This window comes from Pontibacter sp. HSC-36F09 (assembly GCF_024171605.1).
In the GTDB taxonomy this organism is placed as follows: domain Bacteria; phylum Bacteroidota; class Bacteroidia; order Cytophagales; family Hymenobacteraceae; genus Pontibacter.
In genome coordinates this window covers 76376-91013 of record NZ_JALKAA010000005.1, presented here as the reverse complement: position 1 = coordinate 91013, position 14638 = coordinate 76376, and the positions used below count along the sequence as shown (strand labels likewise).

14 protein-coding genes are annotated in these 14638 nt (G+C 52.4%); 2 read left to right on the top strand and 12 right to left on the bottom strand.

Annotation, left to right across the window (positions count from 1 at the left end):
• Nucleotides 1-7: 7 nt before the first annotated feature.
• Nucleotides 8-1786 carry a chloride channel protein gene (locus L1278_RS14910; RefSeq protein ID WP_253405802.1) on the bottom strand — a complete coding sequence of 593 codons (1779 nt, stop codon included), beginning with the start codon at nucleotides 1784-1786 and terminating at the stop codon, nucleotides 8-10.
• A gap of 188 nt (nucleotides 1787-1974) precedes the next feature.
• On the opposite strand from L1278_RS14910, the gene L1278_RS14905 reads away from it, so the two are divergent.
• Nucleotides 1975-2787 carry a metallophosphoesterase gene (locus L1278_RS14905; protein ID WP_253405801.1) on the top strand — a complete coding sequence of 271 codons (813 nt, stop codon included), beginning with the start codon at nucleotides 1975-1977 and terminating at the stop codon, nucleotides 2785-2787.
• 17 nt (nucleotides 2788-2804) lie between these two features.
• Here L1278_RS14905 and mnhG read toward each other — a convergent pair whose 3' ends face one another.
• The 7 genes from mnhG to L1278_RS14870 are packed head-to-tail and all read right to left on the bottom strand — an operon-like array spanning nucleotide 2805 to nucleotide 8713.
• Nucleotides 2805-3206: a monovalent cation/H(+) antiporter subunit G gene (mnhG, locus tag L1278_RS14900; protein WP_253405799.1), complete on the bottom strand. Its 402-nt coding sequence runs from the start codon at nucleotides 3204-3206 to the stop codon at nucleotides 2805-2807.
• Nucleotides 3207-3209: 3 nt separating this feature from the next.
• Entirely contained in the window at nucleotides 3210-3479 is a 270-nt protein-coding gene (locus L1278_RS14895; protein ID WP_253405797.1) for a monovalent cation/H+ antiporter complex subunit F, read from the bottom strand.
• Nucleotides 3476-3973: a Na+/H+ antiporter subunit E gene (locus L1278_RS14890; protein ID WP_253405796.1), complete on the bottom strand. Its 498-nt coding sequence runs from the start codon at nucleotides 3971-3973 to the stop codon at nucleotides 3476-3478. Before L1278_RS14890 ends, L1278_RS14895 begins: the two co-directional genes overlap by 4 nt.
• A 1-nt stretch (nucleotide 3974) precedes the next feature.
• Entirely contained in the window at nucleotides 3975-5483 is a 1509-nt protein-coding gene (locus tag L1278_RS14885; RefSeq protein WP_253405793.1) for a proton-conducting transporter membrane subunit, read from the bottom strand.
• Between the two features lie 9 nt (nucleotides 5484-5492).
• A complete protein-coding gene (locus L1278_RS14880) occupies nucleotides 5493-5855 on the bottom strand; it encodes a Na+/H+ antiporter subunit C (protein WP_253405792.1) in 363 nt (120 codons plus the stop codon).
• 3 nt (nucleotides 5856-5858) lie between these two features.
• Nucleotides 5859-6401, bottom strand: coding sequence for an MnhB domain-containing protein (locus tag L1278_RS14875; protein ID WP_253405791.1), 543 nt, complete (start codon nucleotides 6399-6401; stop codon nucleotides 5859-5861).
• On the bottom strand, nucleotides 6398-8713 hold the full coding sequence (locus tag L1278_RS14870; protein ID WP_253406013.1) for a putative monovalent cation/H+ antiporter subunit A: 2316 nt from the start codon (nucleotides 8711-8713) through the stop codon (nucleotides 6398-6400). The genes L1278_RS14875 and L1278_RS14870 overlap by 4 nt, the downstream gene beginning before the upstream one ends.
• A 161-nt stretch (nucleotides 8714-8874) precedes the next feature.
• Here L1278_RS14870 and L1278_RS14865 point away from each other — a divergent pair, with 161 nt between their 5' ends.
• Complete coding sequence (locus tag L1278_RS14865) at nucleotides 8875-9798, top strand: universal stress protein (protein WP_253405789.1); 924 nt, start codon at nucleotides 8875-8877, stop codon at nucleotides 9796-9798.
• 51 nt (nucleotides 9799-9849) lie between these two features.
• Here the strand turns inward: L1278_RS14865 and L1278_RS14860 are convergent, their stop codons facing one another.
• The 4 genes from L1278_RS14860 to L1278_RS14845 form a co-directional block, all read right to left on the bottom strand.
• Nucleotides 9850-11178 (bottom strand): Na+/H+ antiporter NhaA, encoded by a 1329-nt coding sequence (locus L1278_RS14860; protein WP_253405787.1) that lies wholly within the window; start codon nucleotides 11176-11178, stop codon nucleotides 9850-9852.
• A gap of 193 nt (nucleotides 11179-11371) precedes the next feature.
• A complete protein-coding gene (locus L1278_RS14855) occupies nucleotides 11372-12445 on the bottom strand; it encodes an alanine racemase (RefSeq protein WP_253405785.1) in 1074 nt (357 codons plus the stop codon).
• Nucleotides 12446-12449: 4 nt separating this feature from the next.
• Complete coding sequence (locus L1278_RS14850) at nucleotides 12450-12902, bottom strand: GNAT family N-acetyltransferase (RefSeq protein ID WP_253405784.1); 453 nt, start codon at nucleotides 12900-12902, stop codon at nucleotides 12450-12452.
• Nucleotides 12842-14449: a sodium:solute symporter gene (locus L1278_RS14845; RefSeq protein ID WP_253405783.1), complete on the bottom strand. Its 1608-nt coding sequence runs from the start codon at nucleotides 14447-14449 to the stop codon at nucleotides 12842-12844. Before L1278_RS14845 ends, L1278_RS14850 begins: the two co-directional genes overlap by 61 nt.
• Between the last annotated feature and the right edge of the window lie 189 nt (nucleotides 14450-14638).

The following is a 14638-nucleotide window of genomic DNA, read 5'->3' as shown; positions in this document are numbered from 1 at the left end:
TGAGGAGTTAGTTGCCTGTTGTTTTGATCAAAAGCTTGCGGTATTTGGTAAAAATACTTGACTTGGAGACGAAACCAAGGTATAGCTCGTCCTGGAGAACGGGCAGGTTCCAGGCGCCTGTTTCATCGAATTTCTTCATCACGTCGGCCATGGTATCGTTGTGGCGCACTACGGTAGGGCGCGCCGACATCAGTGCTGTCACCAGTACCTTGTCATACTTCTCCTGTTTAAACATGATTTCGCGCACATCTTCGAGCAGGATGATGCCTCGTAGTTTTTGTTGTTCGTCCACCACAGGGTATAAGTTGCGGCGGCTCTGAGCAATCACATCCACCAGTTCGCGCAGTGTGGCAGTATACCTGACAGGGTGAAAATCAGTCTCTACTAAGTGGCGGATCTGCATGATGTGAAGCACGGTGCGATCCTTGTTCGCTGTAAGTAGTTCTCCTTTCTGGGCCAGTTTCTTCGTGTCGAGTGAAAAGGGTTCAAAGTACTTGACCATGGCATAAGCGGAGGCCGACACGATCATCAGCGGAATCATCAAGGTATAGCCGCCTGATATTTCAGCGATCAGAAAGACGGCAGTGAGTGGAGCGTGCATAACACCACTCAGGATGCCGGCCATCCCAACCATTGTAAAGCTACCTTCGGGCAATTTGTGAATCTGCAGCATATTGGTGAGTCGGCTCAAAAAGAAACCAATGTGGGCTCCCACAAACATAGCAGGCGCAAAGTTGCCGCCATTGCCGCCCCCTGCAATTGTGAAGGTCGTAGCCGCAACTTTTACTAACGCCAGCATCCCGACAAAACCCAGCACCAACCATTCATTCGTCCCGAAAAACGAAAGCCAACTATCTTGCAGCAGTGCTTCAGGCTTACCACTCTCCAATAGTTTAACAGCTCCATACCCTTCGCCGAAGAGCGGCGGAAACAGCATGATCAGCAACCCGAGCAGTACACCGCCCACGAGCGCCCGGCGGTAAGGCTGGTCCTGAAAGGGCTCAAAAAGTGCTTCGATGCGCCATGCTGCCCGGCTATAATAAACTGACATTAGTCCGGTGAGTATACCTAGCAAGATGTAAAATGGCACATGCGATGCGGCAAAGAAACCTAACTGATCAGCAAAGAAAAGCTGCTCTTCTTTTAGGATAATGCGCGAACAGAGGGCGCCCACCACAGATGACATGATCAGAGGTATAAACGCAGCAATACTAATGTCGGCAAGGAGTACTTCGATAGCGAAGAGCACACCCGCAATAGGCGCATTGAACACAGCCGCTATACCTGCAGCCGCGCCACAAGCCAGCAACAAAGTACGGTCGCGGTAGTTGAGGTGGTATTCCCGGCCGAAGTTAGAACCGATGGCAGAGCCTGTCACCACAATAGGCGACTCAAGACCAGCCGAACCCCCAAAGCCAGCTGTGATACCACTAGTGAGCACATGCGAGTACATTTTGTGCGACTCCACCAAACTCGACTTCTGAGAAATAGCATGCAGAATACTGGCTGTGCCACGACCAAGCTGCCCCTTAAACATGACCCTCACAAGAAACACCACCAATAAAATGCCTACAAGTGGGAACACCACCAGCCACACCGGCTCCTCGAGCAACCGGTTGCCATAGGCCAGCAACTGCTGAATGTAGTGCACCAGTGTTTTGAGGATTACGGCAGCAAGTCCGGCTGTAAGGCCAACCAATACACTGGAAATCAGAATGAAATTGCGGGTGGAGGTATGTCGGCGAAGCCAAAGGAGAGGTAATTTATACTTGCGGAGCTGTGGCATGTGGGACTATACGGGAAAGATCAGCCGGGTTTACAAAAAAAGACCACTTAAAGTTTGGAACAAAAATCTGCGGTCCTAAAAGTATAAATTTTAGTCGCCTAGAAAAAAAATAACACTGGAAATCTAACCTGTAGGGCCGTTTCTTAGTTATTATATTGGTTAAGACCGAACCAGAAACGATACAATAAATGCCTATGCACCACGAGCCCGACAGAAGTGGAAACCTGATACTGAAAGACCTGCGCGGCCATTTCCATATCATTGGAGATGTGCACGGCTGTTTTGATGAGCTAATGGCGCTGCTACAAAAGCTTGGATATGAGGTATATGATGACAAAGCAGCAGGCAGATACCGTGTGACACCGCCCGAAGATTGCATGGTGGTGTTTGTAGGCGATCTGGTGGACCGTGGTCCGAACTCGCCGGAAGTGCTGCGCCTGGTCATGGACATGGCAGAGCAGGAGGTAGCCCTTTGCGTCAGCGGCAACCACGACGACAAACTCTACCGCAAGCTGATGGGGCGCAACGTACAGGTCCGTCATGGTCTGGAGCTAACCATGGCCCAACTCGAAAATTATGACCAGGCTTTTATCTTAAGGGTGCGGGAGTTCCTGGGCCATTTGCCGCACCACATTATCCTGGATGAAGGTCGCCTGGTAGTGGCACATGCCGGTCTGGAAGAGCGCTTGCACGGGCGGCACAGCAAATCGGTGCGCGACCTATGCCTGTATGGGCCTACCACCGGGGAAACGGATGCACATGGCCTGCCGGTTCGCCTCGACTGGGCCGCAGAATACTCCGGCGTGGCGGTAGTGGTATATGGGCACACGCCAGTACGGGAGCCGCGCTGGAAGAACAACACCATCAACATCGACACAGGTTGCGTATTCGGAGGCAAGCTAACAGCCCTGACGTATCCAGACCACATCCTGACCACTGTAGAAGCTTTCGATACCTACGCTGACTCCATCCGTCCTTTTTTACATCATCCCACACATTAATCCTGCTATACCTGCTGCTACAGATGCTTGTTGTCCCGCTCGTGGTCGCGGTGCGTGCTGTGCTCTTTGTGCAGATAATCTTTAAACTCCTCCAGGTCGGTACGCTCCCAAAAAGGGATCTTGTTGCGCACAGCAGTACGCCCGATCACGTGTGCTGCCACCGGGGATGTCAGGAGTGTAAAGCCAATGATCAGCAACACTTTTAATAGTATGTCGGGCTCATTAAAGTACGTTCCCATCCCTGTCAGAATGAGACCAACCCCCAGCGTCGACCCCTTGGTGATAGCTGACATGCGGATGTAGAAGTCCGGGAAGCGCAGAAGCCCGATGGCAGCGATCAACATAAAGATCACCCCCATGATGATGAGCACCGAACTGATGATTTCGCGGATGAGCAGAAAATTTATGTTTTCGAACATAGGCTATCGGGTTGATTTCATGAGATAATAGGCAAAAGAGATTGAGCCAAGAAAACCGAATAGGGACAGGATAATGGCTACGTCAATAAAGTCGTGGTTGCCGGTGAGCTCCGTATAGATCGCCACAATACCGATGATATTGGACACGAACATGTCAAAGCACGTAATGCGGTCCGGCAGCGTAGGGCCCAGCGCAAACCGTATACCGATCAATACCAGGCAAATGCTGAGGGCAGCCATGGCGAATATGAGAGTGAAGGAAAATAGGCTCATCGGGTCAGGTTCAATATGCGTCGTTCAAATCCGTCTTTAACTTCCTGCTTGGCGGCTTCCACATCATTGTCTTTTACATAAAGCGTGTGCATATAGATAAACTTGCGGTCAGCGCTTACATCGATCATCAGCGAGCCCGGTGTCACAGTGATCATAGTAGCCAGCATCGTAATTTCCAGGTCGGTCGTGACAGAAAGCGGAACAGCCAGCACAGCAGGCTTCATGCGGTAATTGGGCGTCAGGATGTCGTAGGCAACCCTGAAATTGGCCACCACTAGCTCTTTCAGGAAAAAGGCAATCAGACTGATCGCCCGCGGCAGTTTATGAAAGTAGGAGCGGTGGTAAGAAGGTGTGGTCAGCCAGAGCAGAAACATGATAAAGGACGCCACCAACACTGCCCAGACCGCATTGTAAGGCACCATGGGATCACCATATTTGAAGTAAAGGTAACTGCCAATGAAGGCGATCAGAAAATGGGCGATAAATGTTTTCATACTATCTTTTCAATACGGCGTTAATGTATAATTCGCTGTTGAGAAGTTGCTCGGCCGCCAATTGCGCCATCGCCACCACCGGCTCGGCATAAAGCCCGATAAAGAGAATAAACACCGTCATTATAACGACCGGCAGGTATAGCAGGCGGTTGTGGTGCTGCTTCTGCTCCGTCATCACTTCCAGCAAAGGGTCCGACTCCGGTTTCTTTTTCCAGAATACCTCATTCCAGATTTTGGTCATCGAGAAAATGGTCATCAGGCTGACAGCCAGCGAAACAAGCACAATGACAAAACTGTCGATCTCAAAGCCGGCCTTGGCTAGCATAAACTTGCCCCAGAATCCGGAGAAGGGCGGTATACCTGCCAACGAGAAGGCCGATATAAAAAACAACACCGACAGTAAGGGTTGCTGCAGGTATACACCGCCAAGTTTTTTGAGCGCGAAGGTGCCATGGCGGTGCGCCACCACACCACTGATCAGAAAGAGATTGGTCTTGACCAGGATGTTGTGGATGATGAAGTAGATGCTCCCCGCTATGGCCAGGGGCGTAAACAGCGCCAGTCCCATGAGCATATACCCGATCTGGCTGACAATATGGAAGGACAGGATCTTGCGGAAATCGTTTTGCGAAGCGGCGCCCAGCACCCCGAGCACCATGGTAAAACCTGCCAGCACCGTGAAAAGCGGAATAGTCAGATCCTGGTCGGTCACAAATATCAGCGTGAAAAGACGGATAAGCGCATACATCCCTACCTTGGTAATGATGCCTGCTATAAAAGCGGAGATGGCAATTGGCGGGGTATGGTAGGAGGCCGGAAGCCAGAAAAACAGCGGAAAAATGGCAGCCTTTATACCGAATGCGATCAGGAAAAACATGCCTGCCATATTAATAAGAGCCGGATGTGCAGCCGGCGTGCGCACGAGCACAGCCAGCTCAGCCAGGTTGAGCGAACCCAGCGTGCCGTACACCACTCCTATACCTGCCAGCAGAAAATTGGTAGCCAGAAAGTTGATGGTCACATACTTGATCGCTCCCTCCAACTGCGGTTTGGTACCGCCCAGCGCAATCAACACAAAACAGCAAATCAGGAGCACTTCGAACCAAACAAAGAGGTTGAACAAATCACCCGTGAGACAGGCTCCCGACACGCCCAGTTGCAGGACGAGGAGCACTGGGTAGTAGCCGAACGTCTGACGCGCCTTATCCAGCCCCTTGATAGAAAAAAGGTAAACAGCCATACCTGTGATGGAACCGCTGATCACAATCATGGCACTGAATAAGTCCGCCACCAACGTAATGCCATAGGGTGCGGGCCAGCTACCGACTTGGGTGGTGCGGATGCCGTTTTCATTTATATCGAAGAGCAGCATAAAAGAAGCAATCAGCAGACAGACCTGGGCCATGATGCCGACAAACTGTTGCGCGCGCACAGACCGCCAGAAAAAGAGGCTCAGGATAGCCCCATACAGCGGAATAAGTATAGGCAACATGATGAGCAGGTGGTTCATAGAGGGCGCTTAGTGGTGTTCTTCTATCTGGTCGGTGGTGCTCATGTCGTCGAGGTCGGTGGTGCCGAATGACTGGTATACCCGCTTGATGAGCACAATGGTAAAGGACTGAATGCCGAAGCCGATCACGATGGCAGTGAGCAGCAGCGCCTGTGGCACCGGGTCGGCAAAAGGCTCTACCGCTACATTTTCATCCGGCCCGATAATGGCCGAGCCCCCGCGTGTCAGGCGCCCAATGACGAAAAGGAAGAGGTTGGTGGCCAGGCCGGAGAGGATCAGACCAAGTATTAGCTTGAAGAAGTGCCGGTGCAGGATCAGGTAGATGCTCGCAGAATAAAGAATTCCGATAATAAAAGGCAGTATGAGTTCCATGGCTTATTCTTCTGACATCACAAAGGTTATTTTGAGCACCACCCCGATTACCAGCAGGTATACCCCTAAATCAAATAGTATCGGCGTACCCGGTTTACCCAGCACAGGTATGTAAAAATCACTCCAATAGGCGTGCATGAAAGGCTGACCGGACAGTAAACCGAACACCCCGCTGGTGGCAGCCAGAAACAAACCCGTAGCGATAATGTAGACAGATTCGATGCGGACCATGTGGTGCTTTATGTCCGGATGCCGGGCCATTTTCCTTCTCCGCCACACATTCACGCGCATCATCCGCATCAGGTAGAGCGAGCGGCTTTGGTTAGGCTGTCGCGGGTAGCCGTAAAGGTTCAGCTTCAGGAAAGTGTCGACGGTGTGTTGCGGACCGTGTGTCATGGTATGGAATACGAAAGCGATGGACCCGATGAGACCTCCGATAAAGCCACCGCCCGGGTGGTTGTGGCCCCGAAACAAGGTATAGACCGAGAAGATGATGAAGAGAGGAATGAGGATGCGAATGGCGGTCGCGAGTATAATGGTTTTCATGGCTTTTCTCCTTTCTGCATACGTAGTTTCAGCATGGCCATAATCCCGATGGCTGCTACGGCCAGCACCACGATCTCGCCGAGTGTGTCAAAAGCCCTGAAATCTACCAGGATCACGTTGACGATGTTGCGCCCATGCGCGAGCAGGTAACTGTTTTGGCCGTAATAGGCTTTTAACTGCGAGTCGAGCGGATACTGTTTGACGATCAGGATGACGTACGTCATCACAGCCCCGAAAGTAAGTGAGATCAGTACGTACTTATAGCGCTCCGTGGCGTGAGAAAGGTATTTGAAGGTTGGGAGCTTGTGCAGAATCAACACAAAGATCACGACCGTAAGTGTTTCGATGAGCAATTGGGTGGCAGCCACATCCGGCGCACCAAACAAGATGTAAAGGAGCGCTGCCGAGTAACCAACTATACCCATAATGGCGATGGAGGTGAGGCGGGACTGTGACTTAAACAGGAAAACGAGTGCCGACACGATCATGAGCAGCAGCACCACTTCGTACAGGCGCAGTTGAGAGAGCTCATGCAGACGGTTGCCAAGTTCCAGCCGCGGCCCGTCGTCCCACAGCGCGAGCACAACCAGGGAGATCTGTGCCGTAACAATGGCCGCAATGTAGCTGCGCAGATAGCCATTCTGAATCGTAGCGGTAATTTTGGTTGCTCCGATCAGAAAGCCCTTGAGCGTGAGTTGGTACAGATTGGCCGGCCCGAAAAGGTACAGTTTGTTAAATCTACTGGCGTAGCTCAGCAGTCGGTTAGCGTAACGGTACACCACGTAGCCAAGCGCCATGGTTAACAGACTCAAGCCCAATACCAGGTTAAATCCGTGCCAAAGGGCCAGTTCAAACACCTGCTCTACACCCAGCATGGATTCCGCTGCGCGGCGCAGCAGCGGCGTCACAAAAAAGCCCGGCAGCAGACCAAACACAAGTCCTGCGGAGGCCAGCACAACAGGTGGCAGGTATAGCAAGAGCTTGTCGGGGTGTTGCAGGGGAGTTGGCTTCGTACTGCGGCGCCAGAAGACGCCAAAACCCAGCGCGATGGCCACGGCCACGAACACCATTCCCGAGAAGAAACTCACTGCAAAAAGCATCCACCGGAAGGGGCTTTCCTCGAGGGTGGCTTCGTATAGCAATTCTTTGCCAATGAATCCGAAAAAAGGAAGCAAACCCGCCATGGACATACCTGCTAGCAGCGCCGCAATGGCCGTGTAGCGCATGGAGCCGGACAAGCCTGTGAGCTGTGTCAGGTCGCGGGTGCCGGTGGCGTGGTCCACGTTGCCGGCCACCAAAAACAGGGTGCCTTTGTAGAGGGCGTGCGCCAGCAGGAAAACCACCATCGCCTCCATAGCCGGAGCAGTTCCTATACCTGTCATGGTCACCAGCAGCCCCAGTGCGCTGATAGTGGTATAGGCCAGTATGGCTTTCAGGTCGGTATGTTGTGTGGCAAGCAAAGCACCCAGCACGGTGGTGATGCCACCCACCAGCATCAGGGTATACTGCCACTCGTCGGTGCCACCCATCACGGGAGTGAGCCGGGCAAGCAGGTATACACCGGCTTTTACCATAGTGGCTGAGTGCAGGTAGGCGCTGACGGGCGTTGGTGCTTCCATGGCGTTGGGTAGCCAGAAGTGAAAGGGGAACTGCGCCGACTTGGTGAAAGCACCCAGCAGGATCAGCACGAGCGCAGGCAGGTATAGCGCATGGTTTGTTACGAGATCGCCCCGCTCCAGCAGCTCGCTCAAGGTATAGCTACCGCCTGCCATGCCTAGCAGAATCAGGCCGCCCATCAGGGCCAAGCCGCCGAGCCCGGTGACGAGCAGTGCCTGCAGGGCGGAGTTGCGCGATTTTTCCTTGTCCTGGTTAAAGCCGATGAGCAGGTATGAGCTAATGCTGGTGAGCTCCCAGAATACAAAAATGGAAATAATGTTGCCTGCCAACACAAGCCCGAGCATCGCCGTCATGAACAGCGTCAGGTATAAATAGAACCGTCCCAGCAAAGGATGACCTTTGAGGTAGCCGCCCGCGTACAGCATGATGAGGGTGCCAAAACCCGTGATGAGCAAAGCGAAGAGCAGGCTGAGTCCGTCCAGGAAAAAGTGCAGGTTGATGTTGAGAGAGGGAGCCCAATCATGCAGTTCGCCTAATTTGTCGCCGCCAAGCACGGCGGGAGTGAGGGTGAGCAGGTATACAAAGATGGAAAAGGGCAACGTCGCCATAGGCACTAATACCCACTTGCCTAGCCAGCGGTGAAGCAGAGGCGCGGCAAATGCCAACAGGAAACCTGCGAGTATAGCTAAAAACATCAAAAATGCTTAGTTTGTAAATGTATCCGTATTAAATTCGTAGCTGATACAACAATTAGTACCAATCTGCGCATTTAATGTTACGTCGGGGGCGAAATAGAGGGGGTGAGTACGAAAAAGAGCAGCGCAGCATATGTTAACCCATAAACCCAAACATTATCATGAACTCGCTGAAACGTATTATGGTGGGGCTCGACCTGACGGAGATGGACGATACACTCATCCGCTACACGGCTTTTCTCTGCTCCATATCTGAAATAGAGCATGTGTACTTCATCCATGCCGAAAAAAGCCTGGATATACCTGACGAGGTACTTGAAAGCATGCCAAACGGGATGCCGGCCGACGAAAAACTGCGCACTGCGCTTGTTGAGAAAGTTGGACATTACTTCGGACCCGATAGCCGGGTGCAGGTAGAAGTGCAGGTAGTGGAAGGCTCGCCACTGAAAGAATTGCTGCACCTGTCTAAAGATAACCAAATTGACCTGGTGGTGGTAGGACGCAAATTCCGCATGCGCGGAAGCGGTGTGCTGGCCCAGAAGATTCTGCGCAACGGCCGTGTGAGTGTGCTATTTGTGCCGGAAAATGAAGATACCGTTCTAAGCCACATTATGGTCAGCGTCGATTTTTCGGATTATTCCCTGATGGCGCTTGAGCGCATGCTCAATTCAACGCTCCTGAGACCTGATGTGCGCATCACGTGCCTGCACGTTTACCAGGTGCCTACCGGTTACATCACCTTGGGCATCAGTTATGAGGACTTTGATGAACGCATGCAAGGTTTCGCCCGCAACAAGTTTGAGCAAGTGCTGGACCGATTCCCTGCGTTGAAAGACCGTGCAACCCTCCGACTTGTAAAACAGGAAAACGAGGATGATGTAGGCGAATTGATTATGGTGGAGGCCAAGCGTGCCAAAGCTGACATGCTCGTGATCGGCGCTAAGGGCAAATCGGCTGCCGCGCTGTTTGTGCTGGGTAGCACAACCGAGAAAATTTTGCGCTACAACGACGACGTTCCGATGATCGTGTATAAGAAAGAGCAAGAGGAGATCGGCTTCCTGGACGCCCTGCTGGGAAATGACTAATGAATTCTCAATTTTCGTTAATCATTGCACATTATTCATTAAAAAGACCTGCTATACCTGCGTGTGTAGCAGGTCTTTTGTTTTGCCCGCCACCGCCAGCACCAGCAGGCCGAGCAAGCCGGCCACAGCAGCAGCGGCGTAAATGCTGATCTTTACAAGGTTAAGTTGCTCGGTGGCAGGAAACACCTGCTGCGCCTGAAAGAGCGACAGCATAAAGCCGGCTCCCAACAGCAGCGTACCGCCCGTCAGTTGTCCCCAGTGTACGGTGGCAGGTATACGCGCTATACCTGTCAGCGAGGCCAGCCAGGCAAATAGCAGCATGCCGATGGGTTTGCCGAGCACTAGTGCCAAGAATATACCCATCGGGACAGGCCCAAGCAGGTCACGCCAGGCAAAGCTGTTGTAGGTAAAGGGCACAAAAGCCAGTGCGAAAAGGGGCAGGGAGAGGTAAGCTGCCCAGGGCAAAAGCCTTCGCTGCAAGCGCCGCAACGGGGACAGGGTCTTTGTGCAATTGAGGCGCAGGGTATGGGCAGCGGCCTGGAAATCCTCTTCTATTTCTTCGCCGGGTTCGGGCCGCTTCATCATGCGCAGGGCGTGGAGCTGTCCCATTATGGTATCGGTGGTCGTCACAAAATCTTCTTCCATCACCCTCGAATGAATCGGAATGACAAGTGCCAGCAACACACCCGCCACGGCACCCTGCACACCTGCCAGCAGAAAGCACAGCAGCATCACCAGGCCCAGCAGCAGGTATAGCCACATCGTACGGTTGCGCAGCGCCCGCAACACTACCAGCAAACCAAACACACCCGTAGCAACCGACAGCACCAGCAGGTTTTGGATAGAGGTATAGAGGATCACGCTGAGCAGCAAACTGGCTATAGCTTGCATGATGGCAGTCGAAGACAGGAACACGCGCAGCGAAAACGGCAGGGAATTACTCGCCAGTGCCAGCAGCGCCAGTACGGCCGCCACATCAGCCGTTGCCACCACACTCCAGCCTGCCTGCGCAGCTACCGGAGCCAGGTATAGGTATAGCGCCGCAGGTATAGCCATACCTCCAGAAGCCGCAGCTACAGCAAACATTCTATCAGGCCACTCCTTTAGCTCACCCACCCGCAGTACCCGTTTCAGTTCGAGCCCCATAACCAGGTAGAAAAGCGCCAGCAAAACCTGCTGCACCCAGAAGCCGATCGGTTTTGAAACGCTGTAGGTCCCCAATGTAATGGTCAGTGGGTTTTCCCACAGGTATAGCCAGGAAGCACCCCAGGGAGAGTTGAGCCACGAAAGGGCCAGCAAAGCGACTACCATAGTAAACGTACCTCCACGCGCCAACACCTGTTCGAAACTTTCGAAGGAGTAAACGATACGATGGATCAAAGTCGGTTTAGCAGCCAAGGTATAAAGAGATAGCCATATTCAGATACACCATAGAGACGTAGCTAGCCCTGAAAAGTTTTGGCCCAGCTATACCTATTAGCGAAAACCATATAAAAGCAGCAACGCCCTCTATCCGGCATGTATTGGATGGAGGGCGTCAGGTATAGCTCAGTTAATCAAGGCTGGAGGTACATCATTCCACCACCTGTTTGTCGATGTAGCGGGAATTCATGATACTGAGTGCCCCCATATACCGAAGGTTGAAGCTGATCACATCACCCACCTTGTAGTTCTGCTCGTTATCGCCCAATTCCACTACCAGCATGTCGGAACTGGCACCTACTACACTCAGACCATGGTCTTTGGGGAGGAGGTATTTCGGGTTGATGTCCAACAGCCCGACATCCAGAATGGCGCGGTGTGATGTTTTGCCGTAGAGGCTTTCGTCTATTTCGAAGCTCTCGCCGCTGGGGTTTTCAGCCAGCATCCCGATCGGGATCATGGGTTTCTCATTGAGCTCGATGATCTCGGCGCAAAACTCAAACACATCGTCGTACATACCTTCAAAGGTCTCGCCGGTGAACAGGTTGAGCCCGAAATAAAGCGCCTCACCAATCCGGAAATGGTTGACACCCCGCGGCATCAGGTGGTTGAAGAGCAGCGGAATTGTAACAGAAGTGCCCCCCGACACCCAGGGGATTTCGATGTTGAATTTGGCGTCGATGATCTGCTTGTATAGGCTGAGCTGAATCAGTTTGTCCTGCGTGGGCATCACGCCGTGCAGGCAGTTGAAGTTGGCACCAAGACCGATCACGGAGATACCGGGTAGCTTAAAGATCTGGGCATAGAAGTCCACCAGATCATCGCCCATCACGCCTTCACGCAGATCGCCCATCTCAATCATGATGATGATCTTATGCGTTGTGTTTTGCCTGACGGCCTCTGCTGACAAAAGCCGAATGATGTCGAGCTCGGTTTCAAAGCTGACGTCGGCGTAGCGGATAATGTCCGGGATACTTTGTTTCGGCGCTGGTTTGATGTAAACGGTTTGCACATCGGGTGCCATGTTCTTGATGGCGATCAGGTTAGACACGCGGGAATCGTGTACCTCCTTTACTCCCAGATCGAGCACTTCCTTCAGGAAAGTTTCTTCGCCGCAAAGCAGTTTGGTGACAATGCCCCAGTCGATGTTCTTTTCACGAAAAATCCGGTCGAGGTGGTTGTAGTTGTGTCTGAGTTTTTTGCGGCACAGTTTTAAGACGGCCATGCTGTTATCGGATAAGTCTGTATTCTAAATATTTGTTGGTGAAGCCCATTTTCTCGTAGAGGTGGCGGGCCGGGTTGTCAGGTTCTACGTGCAGGGCGATGCTGCCTTCACTTGTCTCAGCTGCCAGTTGCACCAGTTTTTTGCCTACGCCCTTGCCACGCTGGTTGCCATGCACAGCTACGTATACGAGTATGTTCTCCGGTATGTACCCGCTCATACCTGTATTGTTCAGGATAAGTGCGCCCACAACTTTATCATCTTCCCGGGCCACGATCACCGAACCGCCCTTTCCCTCTGCATCCGACAGCGCGTAGTCCATGCACTTGGCAATGTCCTCGCGGGCGTCACCGTACTGGTCCAGGTGATGGAACAGGAAGTCAAGGACCTCATCGCGGTTTAATTGCTGGTGATTGGCTGGGGTATGGATCTCGTATTGGACGGAGTTGTTTTCTGCCATTTTTCTTTTTCTGTTTTATTGGGGTAAAGTATTGTTAACGTAATGTAAAGTACAAGGGCAGCGGTGAGGCCAAATAAATTAGGATCGAGGCCGTAGGGCAAGTTAAAGCTTAGATCGAACCACGGCATGTTTACGAGACCTTCGGTGTTCATGGTTACCTGCAGCAGAATAGTAGTAGCGCCACCCACGAGCATAGCCCAGAAAGCTGCCACGCTGCTGCGTCGCTTCCAGAACAGCGCACCAATAATGGGCACAAATAGGCCGGACACCATAAAAGCGTAGGAGTAGAGCATCAGGTCGAGCACGTTGGTCATGTTGGTAGCCAGCCAAAGCGCAAAGGCTCCGACAAGGAGTGTGATCAATTGCGACAAGCGCAGCATCCTGGGCGAATCCGGGTCGGTATTAGTGAAATGCCCAATCACATCCGTTACAATATTGCCCGACGAAGCCATCAGACAACTGTCTGCAGTAGAAAGGATGGCGGAGAAATAGGCAGAGAGCATCAGGCCCATTAACCCGACCGGCAGCACCGAGTGCAGCAGCATCGGCAGCCCCGATTCCGGGTCTACTGCAGCGCCCATTCCGAGTGCGTCGAACATACCTTGCTCAGCAGCCACCCGGGCCAGTATACCTAAACTCACACCCATAAATGCCATAATCGGCCACTCAAACAAACCGGCCAGGTACCAGGCCCGTTTAGCGGTTCTCTCATCTCGACAGGCGTAGATGCGCTGGTAGAGCGTCATACCTACAAACCAGATTGGAATGATGGTAATGGCCCAGTTCACGATTTGCTGCCAGGTGATATTGGTGAGCGTGAGAAACTCGGCCGGCAAGGTGCTGCGAATCGCCTCCATGCTGCGACCGGACTGCGCTGAAAGCCAGGCAAAGTCCGTGAGTTGGCCAAAGCTGATCTGCTCCACACCACCACCAACTGCCAGAAAAGAAACAGGTATACCAATGAAGATGAGTCCGCCCATCAGGATAGCCCATTGTATAGTGTCGGTATAGATAACGGCTTTCATGCCACCCATCACGGTATAAACCACCGCTATGATGCCCATGATGAGAAGAGCAGTATTGAGGTCGAGGTTCATGAAGGTGCCGCTGGCCAGTTTGGCACCCGCCAGAATCTGGGAGCTGGTAAAGCCGGTATAGCCGATGGCCGAGATGATGCCCGCCAGCAGCGCCACCCGAGCGTTAAAGTAGTGACCGAAGATCTGGGGGAAGGTGAGGAACTTGTCGAAAGCCGGATTGCGCTTGACCTTGGGTATAAGAAAGACCGCTGCCAGCCAGGCACCGAGCAAACCGGTAAAGAGCATCCAGGCACCCGAAAGTCCCATCACGAAGCCGAGCCCGCCCAGGCCAATCGAAAAGCCACCGCCTACATCCGTTGCCACTACTGAGAGACCAATGTGACTGCTTCCCATGTTCCGGCCTCCTACATAATAATCGTCTGCACCCTGGTTCTTTTTGAGAAAGTAAAAACCAACGCCCAGCATAGCCAGCATATAGAGCACGAAGATGGTAAGGTCAATAATGTGCATGTATTAGAATAGTATAATTTTGTGTAATGCTTATCAGTATCGGGTATTTTGAATATACTCAAAATCCTTTTAAAAAGCCCGTTTTAGTCTTGAAAAGCGCTCTCAAGGGATAGGATTAGCTAAAACGGTGTGTGGTTTTTATACAAATCGCGTGAAAACATGCAGCGACTGGTAGCGGGTCAAAAAGAG